At 45.9% G+C, this 17,790-nt stretch carries 14 protein-coding genes, 1 tRNA gene, 1 pseudogene and 1 riboswitch; of the genes and pseudogenes, 7 read left to right on the top strand and 9 right to left on the bottom strand.

Annotated elements, in window-relative coordinates; genetic code table 11:
• The first annotated feature begins 43 nt into the window (after positions 1-43).
• From MKY48_RS03580 to MKY48_RS03570, 3 genes are all read left to right on the top strand, one after another.
• Positions 44-247 (top strand): hypothetical protein, encoded by a 204-nt coding sequence (locus tag MKY48_RS03580; protein ID WP_339270093.1) that lies wholly within the window; start codon positions 44-46, stop codon positions 245-247.
• Between the two features lie 491 nt (positions 248-738).
• Positions 739-2,547 (top strand): LamG-like jellyroll fold domain-containing protein, encoded by a 1,809-nt coding sequence (locus MKY48_RS03575; RefSeq protein WP_339270091.1) that lies wholly within the window; start codon positions 739-741, stop codon positions 2,545-2,547.
• Between the two features lie 506 nt (positions 2,548-3,053).
• On the top strand, positions 3,054-3,599 hold the full coding sequence (locus tag MKY48_RS03570; protein WP_339270089.1) for a cupin domain-containing protein: 546 nt from the start codon (positions 3,054-3,056) through the stop codon (positions 3,597-3,599).
• Positions 3,600-4,651: 1,052 nt separating this feature from the next.
• On the opposite strand, the gene MKY48_RS03565 is transcribed toward MKY48_RS03570, so the two are convergent.
• Complete coding sequence (locus MKY48_RS03565) at positions 4,652-4,936, bottom strand: DUF4183 domain-containing protein (protein ID WP_339273382.1); 285 nt, start codon at positions 4,934-4,936, stop codon at positions 4,652-4,654.
• Positions 4,937-5,379: 443 nt separating this feature from the next.
• Complete coding sequence (locus MKY48_RS03560) at positions 5,380-5,868, bottom strand: hypothetical protein (RefSeq protein WP_339292293.1); 489 nt, start codon at positions 5,866-5,868, stop codon at positions 5,380-5,382.
• A gap of 590 nt (positions 5,869-6,458) precedes the next feature.
• Here MKY48_RS03560 and MKY48_RS03555 point away from each other — a divergent pair.
• Together MKY48_RS03555 and MKY48_RS03550 are read left to right on the top strand one after the other, a co-directional pair.
• Complete coding sequence (locus tag MKY48_RS03555) at positions 6,459-7,307, top strand: ATP-dependent DNA ligase (protein WP_339292292.1); 849 nt, start codon at positions 6,459-6,461, stop codon at positions 7,305-7,307.
• Between the two features lie 109 nt (positions 7,308-7,416).
• A pseudogene (locus tag MKY48_RS03550) lies at positions 7,417-7,624 on the top strand (tyrosine-type recombinase/integrase); the annotation flags it as partial.
• A gap of 116 nt (positions 7,625-7,740) precedes the next feature.
• On the opposite strand, the gene MKY48_RS03545 reads toward MKY48_RS03550, so the two are convergent.
• Positions 7,741-7,812: transfer RNA gene (locus MKY48_RS03545), tRNA-Thr, on the bottom strand.
• Between the two features lie 108 nt (positions 7,813-7,920).
• A complete protein-coding gene (locus MKY48_RS03540; RefSeq protein ID WP_076322239.1) occupies positions 7,921-8,226 on the bottom strand; it encodes an MTH1187 family thiamine-binding protein in 306 nt (101 codons plus the stop codon).
• Between the two features lie 368 nt (positions 8,227-8,594).
• A riboswitch (cobalamin riboswitch) is annotated at positions 8,595-8,828 on the top strand.
• A 193-nt stretch (positions 8,829-9,021) separates the two neighbouring features.
• Between MKY48_RS03540 and MKY48_RS03535 the strand changes: the two genes are divergently transcribed.
• Together MKY48_RS03535 and MKY48_RS03530 are read left to right on the top strand one after the other, a co-directional pair.
• Positions 9,022-11,355 carry a ribonucleoside-diphosphate reductase subunit alpha gene (locus MKY48_RS03535; RefSeq protein WP_098741781.1) on the top strand — a complete coding sequence of 778 codons (2,334 nt, stop codon included), beginning with the start codon at positions 9,022-9,024 and terminating at the stop codon, positions 11,353-11,355.
• A gap of 654 nt (positions 11,356-12,009) precedes the next feature.
• Entirely contained in the window at positions 12,010-13,041 is a 1,032-nt protein-coding gene (locus MKY48_RS03530) for a ribonucleotide-diphosphate reductase subunit beta (RefSeq protein ID WP_076322241.1), read from the top strand.
• Positions 13,042-13,242: 201 nt separating this feature from the next.
• Here MKY48_RS03530 and MKY48_RS03525 read toward each other — a convergent pair whose 3' ends face one another.
• The 5 genes from MKY48_RS03525 to MKY48_RS03505 all read right to left on the bottom strand — a co-directional run bounded on the left by MKY48_RS03525 (position 13,243) and on the right by MKY48_RS03505 (position 17,784).
• Entirely contained in the window at positions 13,243-14,697 is a 1,455-nt protein-coding gene (locus MKY48_RS03525; protein ID WP_339270082.1) for an MDR family MFS transporter, read from the bottom strand.
• A 247-nt stretch (positions 14,698-14,944) separates the two neighbouring features.
• Entirely contained in the window at positions 14,945-15,415 is a 471-nt protein-coding gene (locus MKY48_RS03520) for a DinB family protein (RefSeq protein ID WP_076322243.1), read from the bottom strand.
• A 142-nt stretch (positions 15,416-15,557) separates the two neighbouring features.
• Positions 15,558-16,199 (bottom strand): ThuA domain-containing protein, encoded by a 642-nt coding sequence (locus MKY48_RS03515; RefSeq protein ID WP_339270080.1) that lies wholly within the window; start codon positions 16,197-16,199, stop codon positions 15,558-15,560.
• Between the two features lie 236 nt (positions 16,200-16,435).
• A complete protein-coding gene (locus tag MKY48_RS03510) occupies positions 16,436-16,837 on the bottom strand; it encodes an Rrf2 family transcriptional regulator (RefSeq protein ID WP_076322244.1) in 402 nt (133 codons plus the stop codon).
• A 338-nt stretch (positions 16,838-17,175) separates the two neighbouring features.
• Complete coding sequence (locus tag MKY48_RS03505; protein ID WP_339270078.1) at positions 17,176-17,784, bottom strand: TetR/AcrR family transcriptional regulator; 609 nt, start codon at positions 17,782-17,784, stop codon at positions 17,176-17,178.
• Positions 17,785-17,790: the final 6 nt, after the last annotated feature.

Genomic DNA, 17,790 nt, shown 5'->3' with positions numbered 1-17,790 from the left:
CTAAAATTGGGATTTGCGTATTGTCTGTTAAGGGGTTGATTCTATGTTTACCATGTTCGTCGGTGCCATTAATATCTGGCTTGGTCTATTAATATTCAGAAATCCTGAAGAAATGGCAATCCGCATGAATCGGGATGAATACCATGAAATAGATGATAATGATATATTAAAAATGCAGTTTCTCGGAGTATTTGTTGTTAGTTTTGGTATTATTTTAGCTCTTTTAGGGTCATCTACTTTTTTCTAACGTGTAATATGTATTACTCGCATTTAACTTTTTCATTAAGCCATTGATGAGGGGCTGGTTATATGTCTGGGTTTACACTTATCCTGTTCGCTGTTGTTTTTCTAATACGTGGTCTATTGAGGATACGCAAACCCACATGGGGTTCGTTATATAAGAGTTGGCAGGTAAAACACGAGTCTGAGCCAAGCTCGGACTACATTCAATATATCAAATCCAGTGGGCTTCTCTGGATCGTTTTAGGAGCCCTTTTTCTAGTGTTAGGCATTCTCCTTATGACTCTTTGATCACTCCTTCACAGCTTAGTGGCCGGGTGCTCGCGATTCCCATGATCGATATACTGCCGATTGATCCACACTGGAAGCCAACGGCAATTTAATCAGCACAGACCATTTTCCATACTTTACACAAATCCGTTTCTCTCCTAACATCCCGGTAATACATATTCCGTACAATGTCCCTATCACATTACATCGATGAAGGGATATGACAGAATGAAAAAGAAATTCAAGAAATTGCTCGCGCTGCTGTTGCCAGCGACGATGATTGTGGGGCTGCTGTCGGGCTTTCAAGCGTCCGCAAGTCCGGCCACTTCACCAGATAGCGACAATAGCTTCAAAATGGCCATACTGCCGGATACGCAAAAGTATGCGCGTTACAAAAACGAGCTTTGGCTGTCGCAAACGAATTGGATCGCAAAAAACGCGAAAAAAGAAAATATTGTGTTCACCGCACATTTAGGTGATTTGGTTGATCGCGCCGATGAAGAATACGAATGGCGCAACGCCGACGAGGCGATGAAAGTATTCGATAAAGCCAAGCTTCCATACGGCTTTTTGGCAGGAAACCATGATGTGCTCAACTCGCAGCAATACGATAACGAACGGGATTTAGCCAAGGAACCGTTTTTGAACTATTTTTCGACAGATCGGATGAAAAACATCCCGGGTTTTACCGGCCATTCGGAGGACGGATTTAATTCCTACTATATTTTTGAAGGGTCCGGGAAAAAGTACATGGCACTCTTCCTGGATTGGAGAGCATCCGAAGAGACGTTGAAGTGGGCGCAAAAGGCAATCGACAAACATCCTACGTACCCGGTCATGATGTTCACCCACCAACTGCTGAACATTTCCAACGACAAAAAATCAGCCGTCATGACAGATCATGGGCAATTTCTATGGGACAAACTGATTGCGAAGAACGATCAAATCTTCCTCACCGTAAACGGTCATCATCATGGCTATGCTCATACGGTCAAGAAAAATAACAAAGGTCACGACGTTGTTATGATGGTCGTTGATTATCAGAGCGCCTTTCACGGCGGCAACGGAATGTTACGAACGCTTGAATTCGATATGGACAAGAACCGCATTCATACATCCTCCTTCTCCCCATGGGTCATGGGAATGCCGGAGAAACAAAGAACCGCGTTTGATGAGGAGAAATTAGTAGACGATTTTAACGATTTTACAGTCGCGATGGATTTTGAAGAACGGTTCTCCGGGTTCCAGCCCATCATTTCCGTCAATAAAGAAGTGCCAAAAGTAGAAGGTACGGTCGCTTACTGGCAAATGGACAACCGTTCGGCCGCTGAAGGGCAAGCTGTGACTGGCAAGGGAGCAGCGGTCAAAGATCTTTCCGGCAAAGGCAACGATTTGTACCGTATCGACGAAGGCGACGCCAAGCCAGGCGATCTGATCTGGTACAAAGGAAATGCGCAAAATCCCCAAAGCAATTCGGGCATTCGCTTTTTCAACAACAAGTCGCAAAAGAGAGGCTCGTATTTGAAAACATCCGATCAAGCGCCTATCAATGCACTGACATTCCCGAACGGATATACGATTGAAGCGGTCGTGAAGCTCGGGCCTGACTTTGACGCCGACAAGCATTCCTGGATGGGCATTCTGGGACGGTACGGCACCGGACAAGACGTCGGCAAGAAAGAAGGTGACGCCGACGCTCCGCTAGCAACGTTAGCTGTGTCAAGCTTACGGGAGATTCAATGGGCGTCCTTCCCGCTTAATTACGGAAGCGAGCAAACGAGTTGGTCGTGGGAAATGGACGACAGCTGGCATCATATCGCGCTGGTAAACAACGGACAATCGACGAAGATGTATATCGACGGTGTAGAAGTACTGCGCAATCCCGACACAAAGCCGCAGGGCATCGCCACGACCGGCAAACCGTGGATCATCGGCGCGAGCCAATATGCCAATAAGCTGGACGGCGTATTTAACGGATGGATCAGCGAAATTCGTATCGTCGATCATGCGCTGAACAAGAAAGATTTCTTACAATAGTTAGACATGCGCAAGCGCCGGGATGATTCCCGGCGCTTGCAGCGCTACCTGCTTGTTTTTATGATGATTTCATCTTCCAGACATTTTTGAATGACTTCTGCTGAGATGATCAATGGTTCCTGATTTGGGTAGAGTTTCTGGTAGAGGACTACGGCTCGCTGGCTAAAAGCTGGCGGGCAATTTTTATTAATGCTGGTACGATATTGGACTTATTAGACGAATAGACAAGAAAGTTTAACAATAATTGTTTTTTCCCTATCGATTTGCATATCCTCCTTGGCCGGAGGATAATCTGGATGACTCTTCCAATAACCAGGAAAAGCGCTCCTTCATCCCAGCGACCAGATATCTTGTTAAGAGCCGTTTTAAAGGAAAAAATATCATTTCCAAAAAACGGTCGATAATATTGTTATAAGCCATAGGCTCCAGCCCATTGTTGTCTCCTCTATATAGGCTACTGCATAGGATAGATAGAAAATTACGAAACCATGAAGAGGAGATTGAATATGTACCGTTATCCATGCCACCCTTACCAAGGGTATAATCCTGCGCATAACTACTGGAATAACCAAAATTGGAGCGATAATTTGAATTTTCGTTATTCGAGTTGGAACAATAACAATTGGCATCGTAATGATGAGAATATGAAATTAACTGATTATGGACAAAGGCCTCTTGTGTTGAATATTGATCAAGCAGCTAAACAAAACAATACTTACCGAACCGCCTTATGGACAGGGAAGCACTTTCAAGTGACACTAATGAGTATTAATGTTGGAGATGACATTGGTTTAGAAGTTCATCCTACAACTGATCAATTCATACGAATTGAACAAGGTAAAGGACTTGTTCAAATGGGTGATAGTAAAGATAACTTGGATTTTCAAAAAATGGCCTATGATGACTATGCAATCATGATACCGGCTGGAAAATGGCACAATGTAACCAACATGGGGAATGTACCACTAAAAGTATACGTGATCTATGCTCCTCCAGAGCATCCATATGGCACGGTTCAAGAAACCAAAGCAGATGCCATGTCTGCTAGGTAAAATAAAGGATAAAACCTTTAAAATTAAAACAGCGGCAAACTGGGGTTTTGACATCTCAGTTAGCCGCTGTATTTATTCCCCTTTCAAAATTCCACATTATCTTGATCAAAGAACCCCATGAGCTTAAGCATGTTGGCCATGCTCTCTGTGCTCTCAGCTACCTTCCGACGAATAGTGCTGTCACTCAGACCATGCCGAAAGAACAGCTTCGTCTCTTTATATGAATAACCTTACATATATCTATAGTCTACAGCTTTCCTCGAGTCGTCATCCTGAATCAAGCCGAATGCTCTCCGAAGCTGATGAGTATAAAACTGATATCGTTCAGGAACGTCTAGGCCATTCTTCTATTAATGTAACCTTAGATGCGTATTCCCACGTACTACCCAACTTACAAGAAGCTGTTCTTAATACAATTGGTGACTCAATCTTAGGGAACCAAATCGAGGACTAAAAACCCACTTTACTCGACTAAAGGTTAGAAGAATGTTAGAAGTGTAGGTTATTAAACAAAAATGGCGCGATTCCGAAAAAACTCGGAAAACCGCGCCATTATTGACTTTATAAAGATGCTGGTGAAGGGAATTGAACCCCCGACCTACGCATTACGAGTGCGATACTGTAGATTTCGGCAAGGTTCTACTGGGTTCCGGAAGCCTTTTAGTTATTGGTTTTTATAAGCCTAGATCCGTTTAAGGTTCTTGAAGTATTTCTTGGCCGTTAGAAGATTTGTTAGAAGTTCTGTTAGAAGACTGAGGCCCGTCAGCTAAATGCTAGCGGGCAATTTTCTAGTGAGCAGAAACAATTTCATCAATCTTTATCCATTGCCATTCACCTTCAGCTAAAGACAATTTGATTTCTCGTCTGAACGTGTGGATCAGTACGATAATACCTGTTAACTATCTTCATACTCATCGAACAGCCACAATGTAATAGTGCATTTTGTTTCAGAAAGCACTATCTGGGAAGATCATCCCCTTTTGTATTTAGAAAAAGCCCTGCTCCTTTAAAAACAGAGCAGGGCTTTTGGATAAGAGCAAATATACCAACATTTAAGAGACAACGAATTGAACTACAAGAGGTGTTCCGGGATCTAACGCATCTCCGCCAGGGATGGTAATCGTCGTTGTTGTAACAGAAGAAACATCAGCCGTTTGCATTATACCATTCACATAAAGGTTGTAATAGTTGAACGTACTCGGAAATACCGTGGCAGCTGTTCCTACATCATTGATAAAAGCTGTGGCTGCAATTGCGAATGTTGCTCCTGTTCCCGTTCCAGCACCAACTGTAGAAGTGAATCTTCTACTGTTTTGATACGGTGGTACTATTGGCATTTTCATCGCCTCCCTTCTTTGTTGAGGATCATGCTGAAACTCAAGCTGAAATCTTTGAAAGCATGCCTGATCCTCTTATCCATTTAATGCAAGAGTTCAGGGATTGCGCAGGCATATTACCAAAAATTGCTAGACAATAACATTAGCCGTTAACTCTACTGTTTCTAAAACGATCGGAGTACCTGCATAGATTGTGCTACTTTGGGCTGGAAAAAATAAGCTGAGCGAATTTACATCGTACGAGTTACTGAGCTGAAGAATTCCATTTATATAAAGATTGTTAAAGCTGTTTGGGCCAAGGGCCAAGAATTCCACCACGGGGGCTCCCATATCGTTCGTGAATTGACCGGCTGGAATCATAGCTGACATAGTTAGATCCAGATCTGTTTCTGGTTCATAAAAATAACGGTTAATTGCAGTAGTGACAGTAACTTCAGGAATGACTACTTCTCCAGGAGGGCCTTGTGGGCCTTGTGGGCCTTGTGGTCCATCAAGCCCTCTTTCTCCTTGTGGTCCTTGTTGCCCTGGCGGTCCTTGAGGACCTTGTGATCCATCAAGCCCTCTTTCTCCTTGTGGTCCTTGTTGCCCTGGCGGTCCTTGAGGACCTTGTGATCCATCAAGCCCTCTTTCTCCTTGTGGTCCTTGTTGCCCTGGCGGTCCTTGAGGACCTTGTGATCCATCAAGCCCTCTTTCTCCTTGTGGTCCTTGTTGCCCTGGCGGTCCTTGAGGACCTTGTGATCCATCAAGCCCTCTTTCTCCTTGTGGTCCTTGTTGCCCTGGCGGTCCTTGAGGACCTTGTGATCCATCAAGCCCTCTTTCTCCTTGTGGTCCTTGTTGCCCTGGCGGTCCTTGAGGACCTTGTGATCCATCCAACCCTCTTTCTCCTTGTGGTCCTTGTTGCCCTGGCGGTCCTTGAGGACCTTGTGATCCATCCAACCCTCTTTCTCCTTGTGGTCCTTGTGGGCCTTGCGGACCTGAAATCCCTTGAATACCTGGCTGGCTTAGGGATTTCTGCATTTCACACAATTTAGCTAACTCAGCTTTCATTTTGGATTTAGCTTCCTGTATTGCAGCTTGTAAGGCTTTCTGGTTAATTAGAGCTTGAAGATTTTGCTTTCTTCTATTTAATAAACACCACTTTGATATGCACCTTTTACAAAGGAGTTTCTTAAGAAAAACTGTTTTTTTAATTCTTTTGGTACATTTGTATTTTCTTTTTGCCTTTAAACATTTGTACTTTCGTTTAGCTGCCACCCTTCATTTTCGCCACCTTCTCTTAGACTTTATAACTGTGTGTATAGTCATATCTATATGTCAAATGCACACCATGGGGGTGGACAAATAACTTGTATCAAACAAACCGGAACCATTCCAGATAAAAAATAGGCGTTTTATTTAGGGATATCCTATTTCGTTATACTTAAGTATTGAGCCCAAAAATCAGCGCCGCTATCTGTTATGACATAACTTACCGCCTGATCAGCATATCCTTGAACGTTATAATTATTTCGAGGTGTTTTTTATGTTTATTGAACCGATGCTACTCGCAACAGCGCCAGCTCCTTTCTCAGATTCGCACTATATATTCGAACCAAAGATTGACGGGCACAGGCTCCTGTTTTCCCAACAGTCCGGCCGGATCCGGCTTTATACTCGTCATGAGACGGAATGTACACAACAATACCCTGAACTCTTGGTTCCGTTTGATGATGACATCCTTCTGGATGGTGAAGTAGCATGTGCCGGTCCCGACGGCGTGGACTTTGAGGAAGTTATGGTCCGGTTTAAAGCAAGTAAGGACCAATGCATCAAGCAGCTGACCATATCTTCTCCAGTTACGTTTGTTGTGTTCGACATATTGCAATACAAAGGGCAAGACCTTCGGAAGATGCCACTGCTGCAGCGCAAAGAGATCCTTGCCGGCATAAAAATGCCAAATCAGCAATTTGGCGTCATTCCCTTCGTGGAAGGCGCAGGCGAAGCTTTATTTGAACAGATGGTGAACCGAAAACTTGAAGGGATGGTCGGCAAACGAAAGAATAGTCTATATGTAAGCAGCCGATCACCAGCCTGGCAGAAGGTTATTAATTGGTCGTATACTAACGTGATCATAACCGGGTATCGAAAAAACGAATTCGGATTACTTGCCGCGGTTCAGAATGAGTCTGGTGGTCTTCGGTCGGCTGGGATTGTCGAATATGTTACAAAGGCAACCAGGAAAGAGTTTTATTCGAAGAGTCAATTCCTTGTCACAGGTGAGGATAAAAAATTCGTTTATTTGAATCCGATGATCCAGGGGCGGGTGAAATATAGAAACTGGTTCAAATCGGGGATGTTGCGAACGCCAGTATTAACGGAACTCAACTATTAATTAAAATTTCGTTTATGTGAAAGAACCCCACCAGGATTTGCAGGTAGGGTCTTTGTTATTCGGGGAGTCTTATACGAAGGCACTTGTAATGATCACCAACAAAATAAAGAGAATTCCGAGGATTCGATTTCACGATCTCCGCCATACCCACGCTACACTTCTTCTAAAAGCAGGTATACAAAATCGTTCAGGAACGTCTAGGCCATTCTTCTATTAATGTAACCTTAGATACGTATTCCCACGTACTACCCAACTTACAAGAAGCTGTTCTTAATACAATCGGTGACTCAATCTTAGGGAACCAAATCGAGGACTAAAAACCCACTTTGCTCGACTAAAGCTTAGAAGAATGTTAGATGTGTAGGTTATTAAACAATAATGGCGCGATTCCGAAAAAACTCGGAAAACCGCGCCATTATTGACTTTGTAAAGATGCTGGTGAAGGGAATTGAACCCCCGACCTACGCATTACGAGTGCGTTGCTCTACCCCTGAGCTACACCAGCAAATGTGGTTCGATGATATTCCTCACGAAACAACAAAAATTATTATAATACTTCAGCAGCAAAATGCAAGTCCTATTCTTACGGAAATATCCTCCGTAACTGGCGGTATTACCCGCCTAACTTCTCCTGCACGGACTGGATCTTCTGTTTGCTCGAGGAGACTTGATCCCTGCGGTCGTCGATCTTCACGGAAGTCGATACACGCTTCGCACCGGACAGAAAAGGCGCTTCATGCAAAGCCTCAATCGCCCGCCAGATCATGTTAAGCTCTCCCTCGATGATGGTGCTCATCGAAGTTAGCTCATAGGATATTCCATCCTGTTGTTTCAATATACGCTGCATCTCGGCAACATAAGAACTCAAGCTCGTTGTTGCGGTTCCGATCGGAATCACCGTTACCTCCGCTATAGCCATCTTGAATACCTCCCTCGTTGCATCTCATTTATATGGAATGCTTCCGAATACGTTAAACTCCCGGATACAGTTATCATATCAATTCTGACCCTCCATATCAAAGTCCGTCTGTCTGTAACTTCATACAAGATATGGTGTATCTTCCTCATTTCGTCCGTACGAATATATCCTATTTTGTCAAAACGATAATATACGTGGTATCTGCGCAGAAAAGGTCGCATTTGGTCACAATTCAGGAAATGTTATGGCCTTTTGGCAGTTTCTTAACTGGCACAATGGCCGCTCGTTTGCTATAATTCTTTTTGCGTTCAATTTTAAGAATATAGTTTACAAACACAATATATTGGGTTAAATTAGATTAACAACAACCAAATATAGTGTATGTAGGTGCCGGATCAACCTATAAGGCAGTCCGGCTTAATAGGGAAGCATGGTGTAAATCCATCACGGTCCCGCCACTGTAAGGGCCTAAGGCTGTTTATGATCTATCAGCCATCCACATACGACATATGCCACCGAGGAACCGGATCAAGGTCTCAGGGGAGGCAATGCCGAGGGAAGTAGCTCAAGTCAGGAGACCTGCCTATATGCAGCAGACACCAACCTACGGGGTTTTAGGTAAGTGTTCGTTAAGCTTGCGTCTGTACATAACATCATGCCCATTCATGGGCTTATGGCAAACGTCATTTTCGAATCACAGCGCACGGACATTTTCAAGCCTGCCCGCGGGTTTTAGAAAATGTTTTTTTGATGTCCTTTTTCATATTTCCCCCGAAGAAAGCGAGGAATTTATTCATGCCCCAGCTCGTAGTTAAACCGAACAACCGTCAGCTCGCCTTTGATGAAATTCGTCTCTCCGTCTATGCCGACCGGACTCTAAAAGGATTGGACATGCTCGATAAAGAGCGCCTGCTTCGCGGCGTCAATGCCAAATTGCGCGGTGAGCAAGTTACCGGCGAAGAAATCAGCAACGCCTTCACGATGTCCGCCCTTGAGCTTGTAACCAAAGAGGAGCCGGATTGGAAGTTTGCAGCTGCGCGTTCGTTTCTGACCTCTTTATATAAAAAAGCGGCCACCAACCGCCGATACAAAGCATACCCGGAAGAACCATACGGTGCCTTCTACCCGCTCATTACAGAGCTTGTACAGAAAGGCATTTATCGCGAGGATCTTCTGACCAGCTACACCAAAGAACAAATCGAAGAACTCGGCGAATGCATCGATCCAAGCCGCGACCTGCTGTTTGATTACATCGGGCTGTTGACACTGGCTGAGCGTTACCTGGCAAACGACTTTGACGGTCGCGTCATGGAACTTCCGCAAGAACGGTACATGGTCATCGCGATGTTCCTCATGCACAACGAGCCAGCTGACAAGCGTCTTGACCTTGTCAAAGAAGCCTACTGGGCCATGAGTAACCTGTATATGACGGCCGCTACGCCGACCATGTCTAACGCAGGTAAAAAAGTAGCCGGCCAGCTTTCCAGCTGCTTCATCGATACCGTGGACGACTCCCTGGAAGGAATCTTCGATTCCAATACGGATATCGCCCGTCTCAGCAAAATGGGCGGCGGCATCGGGGTGTACCTCGGTAAAGTCCGTGCACGCGGCTCTGACATCCGCGGTCACAAGAACACCAGCTCCGGCGTTATCCCTTGGATTCGCCAGTTGAACAACACCGCTGTTAGCGTTGACCAATTGGGAACTCGTAAAGGTGCTATCGCGGTTTACCTGGATGTGTTCCACAAAGACATTCTGTCCTTCCTGGATCTGAAGCTGAACAATGGTGACGAGCGCATGAGAGCACATGACGTGTTCCACGGCGTATGTCTGCCTGACCTGTTCATGGAAGCTGTAGAAGCACGTGAAGAGTGGAGCCTGTTCTGTCCGCATGAAGTGAAGAAAATCATGGGCTGGAAAGACGAGAACGGCCGTCCGCTGGGCCTGGAAGACTTCTATGATCAAGGACAAGGCGAAGGCGAATTCCGTCAAAAGTATGCTGAAGCCGTGGCGAGCCCGCTGCTGCCGCGCATTACGGTACAAGCTATCGACATTATGAAGCGCATCATGAAATCCCAGCTTGAAACGGGTACACCGTACATGTTCTACCGCGACACGGTCAACCGTGCGAACCCGAACTCTGCGCATGGCATGATCTACTCTTCCAACCTGTGCACGGAGATCATGCAGAACCAATCTCCGACAGTTGTTGAGCAGGAGGAGCTGGTTACGAAAGACGGCCAAACCCGGATCGTAATTTCCAAAATCCCTGGCGATTTCGTTGTCTGCAACCTGAACTCCATCCACTTGGCTCGTGCTGTACCTGCTGGTGTGCTGGAGCGTCTCGTTCCGATCCAGGTTCGCATGCTGGATAACGTTATCGACATTAACAATATTGAAGTTCTGCAAGCTCAATATACCAACAGCCAATACCGTGCGGTCGGTCTCGGCACCTTCGGTCTGCATCACTTGCTGGCGCTGGAAGGTATCCGCTGGGAATCCGACGAAGCCGTTGCATATAACGACAATCTGTATGAGCACATCAACTACCTGCTCGTTAAATCCAGCATGGAGTTGGCCAAGGAAAAAGGCCACTATCCGAAATTCAAAGGCTCCGACTGGGAGAGCGGCGAGTACTTCACGTTCCGCGGTTACACCGACGGCGAGCATGAAGGCAAGTTCGTAACCACCGAACAATGGCGCGAATTGCAGCAAGAAGTACAAGAAAGCGGGGTCCGTAACGCATGGCTGTTTGCCATCGCGCCGAACGGCTCCACATCGATCATCGCGGGTTCCACAGCGAGCATCGATCCATTGTACGAACTTCTGTCTTATGAAGAAAAAACCACTTACAAAGTGGCTAACCCGGCTCCGGATCTGTCCGAAAAAACGATCTGGTACTATAAAACGGCTTTCTTGATTGACCAGCATTGGTCCATCAAAATGGCTGCCGCCCGTCAGCGTCACGTTGACCAAGCGCAAAGCTTTAACCTGTACGTCCGCCCTGATATCCGGGCTTCGGAATTCCTGGAGCTGCACCTGCATGCCTGGAAAGCCGGCATCAAGTCCACTTATTATGTACGCAGCCGTGCGCTGACGATTGAAGAGTGCGAGTCGTGTGCAAGCTAACCTTTAATTTCGAACCCACCCAAACCCTCCCTTCCAAGGGAGGGCCCCAAGGGCTCTGCCCTCTGGACACCCGCAAGGTGCTTAGGTTCTGAATGAGGCGCTTCTACGTTACTTTAGTGGCTAGGAACGCTTTCTCCCTTCGGGAACGCTGGAATTTAGTGCGGAAGCTAATGAGTTACTTCGTGCGATTGGTGAGTTACTGCCTGCTGGGATCGCTCTCCCCTTGGGAATCGCTTCTCATGCGGCGCAGGGACCATTGAGTTACTTCGTGCGATTGGTGAGTTACTGCCTGCTGGGATCGCTCTCCCCTTGGGAATCGCTTCTCATGCGGCGCAGAGACTGTGAGTTACTTCGTGCGATTGGTGAGTTACTGCCTGCTGGGATCGCTCTCCCTTTGGGAGTCGCTGCATGTTTGGCTCACATCGAACGGCTGTAAGCAATGTTGAATATGCTTTCTAATAAAAGACTACAAGGGTAAGGGTATCCAATCGGAAGAGTTTACGTCCGCCTTTGGGAGCCCTTTGCAACCTTAAAAATACATTCAAGCAAAGGGCGGACAACAGCGGCTGGAGAGTGGATACCCGTCCCTCGAATAGGCTAGCAGATCCCTTCAACCTTCCGCCCTACTATGATATACAAGGAGAGAAAATCGGCATGCAAATGCAAAAGATATTTAATACCGAAGCACCCAACCGCTCCACTCGCGTCATTGAAGGTGAATGCTCCGGGATCTTGAACTGGAACGACATTCGGATGCCTCATATGTATAAGCTGTACAAAGTCCTGCTGCTGAACCACTGGATCGCGGACGAGATTCCGATGTCCAAGGATGCGCAGCAGTTCCCGCGCCTGGACCCTGAAGAGCAGCGTACCTTCAAGATCAACATCTCCCTGCTCGCTGTTCTGGATTCCATGCAGACGATGTTTGTCAGCGACGTGAAGCGTTACTTCACTGATTCGTCACTCGAAGCCATCTCCGCTATCATCGGTCAGCAAGAGGTGGTTCACAACCAATCCTATTCCTACGTGCTATCCTCCATCGTATCGGAGCAAGAGCAGAAGGACATCTTCGAATACTGGAAGCATGACCCGGTACTTCTGGAACGCAACCAGTTCATCTCGAACATTTACCAGAACTTCCGTGACAATCCGTCGCCGCAATCCTTCTTCGAAGCGATGGTCGCGGACCTGATCCTGGAAGGCATCTTCTTCTACAGTACATTTGCCTTCTTCTACAACCTCGCTCGTGACCAGAAGATGATGGCAACCAGCCAGATGATCTCCTATATTCAGCGTGATGAGAACCAGCACTGCTACTTCTTCGCCGAAGTGTTCAAGCAGCTGCTCAAGGATTTCCCTGAGCTGAACTCCAAAGAGAACATCGACTACCTGTACCGCACCATTGACCGTGCCGTCGAGCTCGAAACCAACTGGGCCCACTACACGCTCAGCAATGTGCGCGGCATCGATCTGAACGAATTGGGCGATTACATCAAGTACATCGCGAACCGTCGCATCACCATGATGGGTCTGGAAAAAGCTTACGAAGGTGTGGACGTTAACTGCATGCCATGGATCAAGCCTTTCTCCGATGAAGCCCTTAACGCGACGAAGACCGACTTCTTCGAAGCTAAATCCCGTAACTACGGCAAAGTTGGCGACGACAACGGTTTTGACGATCTATAAAAACCTCTCCAAATACACAAACCTCCGGGATTCCCTTACCAGGGATCTCGGAGGTTTTTTATATCATATGATCGCCTACAATAAAATGTAATACAATAATGTGTCATCATTTATGAAGGTGACATTTCTGAACGTGATCGGTTCCGTCCCGCTGAAACTGCTGGCCGCGCTGGTTGATTTTCAAATTTCAAATATTGAGGATTATTTCTGCTCCAATATGTGAACACGCTTCATGAAAAGAGAAAAGATGAAACCTGCAATCGCAACGACAACAGCAATATCAAAAACATGTTGTATCCCTTCTGTCAAAGCAAGCGCGGCGTTAGCAGGGTCCGCCTGGTCTGCCGTTTGCTTCAGAAAGCTGCTCATGCCCACAGACATGATACTTACCGCAACCGCTATGCCGATCGCACCCGCTACCTGCTGGACCGTATTCATAATTGCGCTACCGTGCGGGTAAAGTGAAGGAGGCAATTGGTTCAGTCCATTCGCCTGCGAAGGCATCCAGACCATGGAGATCCCGATCATCAAAAAGGTGTGAAGCACAATGATTTGGGTTATTGTCGTCGTTGTCGTAATTCCTGAGAGAAACCAGAGAACGACGGATATCAAGGCCATACCCGCGGGAACAACCCATCTCGGCCCAAATTTATCGAATATTCTGCCCATAATCGGTTGCGTGATCGCGTTCACAATCCCCCCGGTCAACAAAACAAGTCCGGCCGAAAAAGCGTTAAGGCCGAGGCCTCTGATCAAATACAAGGGCAACATAATCATGGCTGCCATCATCACCATTACGGCAATCATAAGCATAACAGTGCCAACCGTAAACATAGGCTGTTTGAATGCCCTCAAATCCATCATCGGCTGCTTCGTTCGCAATTGCCGTACCGCAAATATCAAAATCGCCAATATGCCGACAATCATCGGAATCACGACCTTGGGCGCTCCAAATCCTCCTTCTCCTTCCCCTGCACTGCTAAAAGCAAATACAATTCCGCCGAAGCCAAGCGTGGATAAGATAAGCGAATAGCTATCTATTTTCGGCTTGGTAATCGTCGATATATTTTGCATATATCGCATTCCAAACAGAAGAGAAAACGCCAAAACGGGAAGGGTCAATCCGAAAATCCAGTTCCAGCTAAGCTGCTCCATCAACAGACCGGAAAGGGTAGGGCCGACAGCAGGCGCAACCACAAGGACAAGCCCGATCAGCCCGTAGGTCGTCCCCCGCCTCTCAGGTGGAACAATGACAAGCACTGTGTGAAACATCAGCGGCAGGATGACTGCTACGCCCGCAGCTTGAATGACCCGTGCAATCATGAGCAACTCAAATCCTGGGGAAACGGTCGCCACCGCTGTGCCGAGTAAAGCCAATAAGAGCGAAGCCGTGAACAATTGTCTGGTTGAAAACCATTGGAGAAACAACCCGGATATCGGAACCAATATGCCGAGGGTCAGTAAGTAACCTGTTGTCAGCCATTGGGCCGTTGCGGCGGTGATATGAAACTGGTTGATTAAATCGCTGAGCACTACGTTTAAAGCTGTCTCGTTAAACATCCCAATAAATCCGCTTAATAGTAAGGAAACCATGATTGGAATAACTTTATATTTTTGCACCGCATTATGCTGTGCTTCTAGCGTCGCTGCTTGCATATTCTCCACTCTCCTCGTAATAATCCAATATTATAGACTTTAAAGATATCAGTTGTCTTTAATTAGTTAAAAAAAAGAATTGCTTGTTATGTAACTATATTCATTTCTCACACAAGATCAGTCATTTTCTGATTTCTCGACTGTTCTTCCATCTCTTCTTCTGCCGATAACACCACCTTTTGAATCGGGCATCTTAAAAGTAATATTTTTTTCGATTTCATTTCCGAAAGTATTTCTATGACGATCACTAAGGTTTAACGAGGTTCATTTTCGGCGGGATATACCCGAGTTGCCTGCCCATTTTTACAATTTGCCCCCTATGATGAAATTCGTGGGTGATGGTGTGCGTAAAAAGCCATAATTCGGTTAACTCTACGCTGCTACTCTGCCAGGATGCTGGAATGGTAGGGTCCCATTTGTTTTTAAATTCATTCAGAAATTCATGAACCAGGGCATCCGTTTTCTTAAAAACTTCACGCATTTCCTGTACATTGTCAACGAATTCTGGTTTTATTTTGGGAAGTGATTGACCAAGGGCACGACTCCCCAACCATACCCTATAACAATCGGCTACATGAGCATGCAGACTGCGAATAGAAACTCCGCCTAAGGTTTCAACTTCTTTAACATAATCTGTGGGGGACATAGTTTCGCAATAACTAAATAATGATTCCCTTGTACGTTGGATCAATTCATACTGGCTTTCGAATACATCCATCTTCTCGCTCCCCTTTTGATGATAAGATACGTATGGGTTAAATTGTGGATTTCACCACCTAGTTAATCGCCATGCGTGGCGCAATAAAAAAATACCACTTTAATAGTGGTGCACGTTTATATAAAATTAGTGTGTCGAATCTCTACTCTACTCTCCCCCGTGCAGCCCACATTCCGCTATTCCGAATCAGCTTACGCACGGATTCTACCTGGAAAGATGGAAGATGATGCCCCGGCATCAGATATACCACGCGGCCAGAGCCATATGTGTGTGCCCACGCAGCAGGCCACCGCTGGCCATCATGCACATATTCGGCAAGTATAACCGCCGATTCATGCGGACTCAGCTCGAACCGAAACGGTTCTTCATCTATCGTAAAATCGCTTAAGTTCTCCACAATAGGGTGACTCCCTTGATTATATCGAACTGGCAGTGACGTATATTCCGGATGTCCCGTAACCCTGCCGCCGATTAACTTTTCCAGCTCTTTGCTTTGCTGCAGCGAGATACCGTTGTGGATAACTAGCAGTCCTCCGCCGTTTCTCACATAGGATATGAGCGCTTGTGCCTGATCTTCGGGTATCTCCAGATCCGAAAAATCCGCGTACGATATAAACAGATCATAGCCCTCCAGCTTATCCTCCTGAAGCACGGCGTAATCATCCGTACATTCAACGTCCATGTCCATATGTTCAAATATGGTTTGTAATTCGTGATCAATATTCGTAAAAGGATGATATTTCGCTCCCTCGTATTGTCCAAGCGCAATTGCTTTCATATTCATGGTCTCCTCTCCTTCCCGTTTGCCAGGGTCACTCTTGTCCTTCATGCTGTTCGCCAAGGTACGCCTTTTGGTCCATCACAAGTTTCATGATGCGATCGGCAGACACATCCGGCGGCACGGCCGCTTCTTGATCCAAATCGCGGCTCATGTAGGACAGCCACCCCGGTTAGTTATAAATCGATATTGTAGATTTTAAAGACACTTGTTGTCACTAATTGACTTTAAAAAAAGAAGTGTCATATGACTATATTATGTTCCCGCACAAGATCCGACATTTTCTGATTTCTCAACTGTTCTTCCATCTTCTCTTCTGCCGATAACACCACCTTTTGAATCGGGCATCCTGGTCCATGTTCGAAACTGCAATCGAACAAGGAAGCCGAACCTTCAATTGCATGAATAATATCTAGGAACGAAATATTTTCCCAATTTCGTTTGAGTCGATAGCCGCCATTCACCCCCGTTATCGATTCAATCATGCCCGCCTTCACCAACTTGGTCAGTATTTTGGACAAATAGGTTGGAGAGACACTTTGTCGCTCCGCCAACTGCTGTACACCTATTGGTTTTTGGGGCGTCGCCGCAGTAAGAAATAGCATCGTATGGAGGGCATAATCGGTAGCCTTGGAGTACTTCATTCAACATCACCTCAATTAAGGACTTTGCAGATCTATAATAACTATTACGTTTCATTACGTCAAGCATAAAACATGCGCTTTTCTTGGAATCTCACGAAGTTTCATCAGGAGAAAAAGGAGTGGGCAATTAAAGGACCGGTTTAGAAACAGCCACGTCATTGAAGACACCACTCCGGATGAATTCGCCAGGCAGAGCCGAAGGCTGCTAAAAAAGCTGTACCCGGATCGATGGGGGAAGTGCCTAGTAGATCGCATGGGTAAAGAAAGCCTACGATGCACATCTATCAACCATCGATGTCCGAGCAATGAATATTTTTCAGCAAGTGTGTTCTCTTTTTTCAGTTGGGATCATCAATCGATATTCCCTTTAAAAGCAGCTTGATCGCATTGACATGCAGGGCTGCATATTCGTCCCCGCTTAATTTTGGCATCGTTAGGCAGAGCTGCGTTGCTCCAGCTAATGTGGACATCACACCAAAACTCAACGTTTCGATATCTTCATTAATAAAAACGCCTTGCTCGATCCCTTTTTGCAGCACTTGTCTAATCGCACGATAGGCTACTTCTGTGATCTCTCTCAATGTAGCCAATGCTTCGGATTCGCTTGAAAGTGTTTTAGCATACTCTTCGAGTGCTTGGATTAAGGGACTTTCACAATCTCGTCCGAATAAATCAGCCATTTCAAGCAACTGTTCGCTGGGAGACGTGGATTGCTCGGCCGAACGAAGCCACTTTTGTGACATGTCTTCGGCATGCTGGGTAAGCAATTGGAGAAAGAGTACCTCTTTATTTTTAAAATGATGATACAAATTGCCTTTACTCATCTGTGTCGATGCACATAAGTCGTCCATTGTAGCTCGATCATAACCTTTTTCGATAAATAACAACTTGGCATGGTTTAAAATAATCGTTTTTGCTTCTTCTGCCGGCAATCGTCTTCTGGTCATAAAGCT

The sequence above is a fragment of the Paenibacillus sp. FSL W8-0187 genome, assembly GCF_037969755.1.
In the GTDB taxonomy this organism is placed as follows: domain Bacteria; phylum Bacillota; class Bacilli; order Paenibacillales; family Paenibacillaceae; genus Paenibacillus_AQ.
Note: the sequence above shows the minus strand (reverse complement) of the source record. Positions and strands in the feature narration are given on the sequence as shown.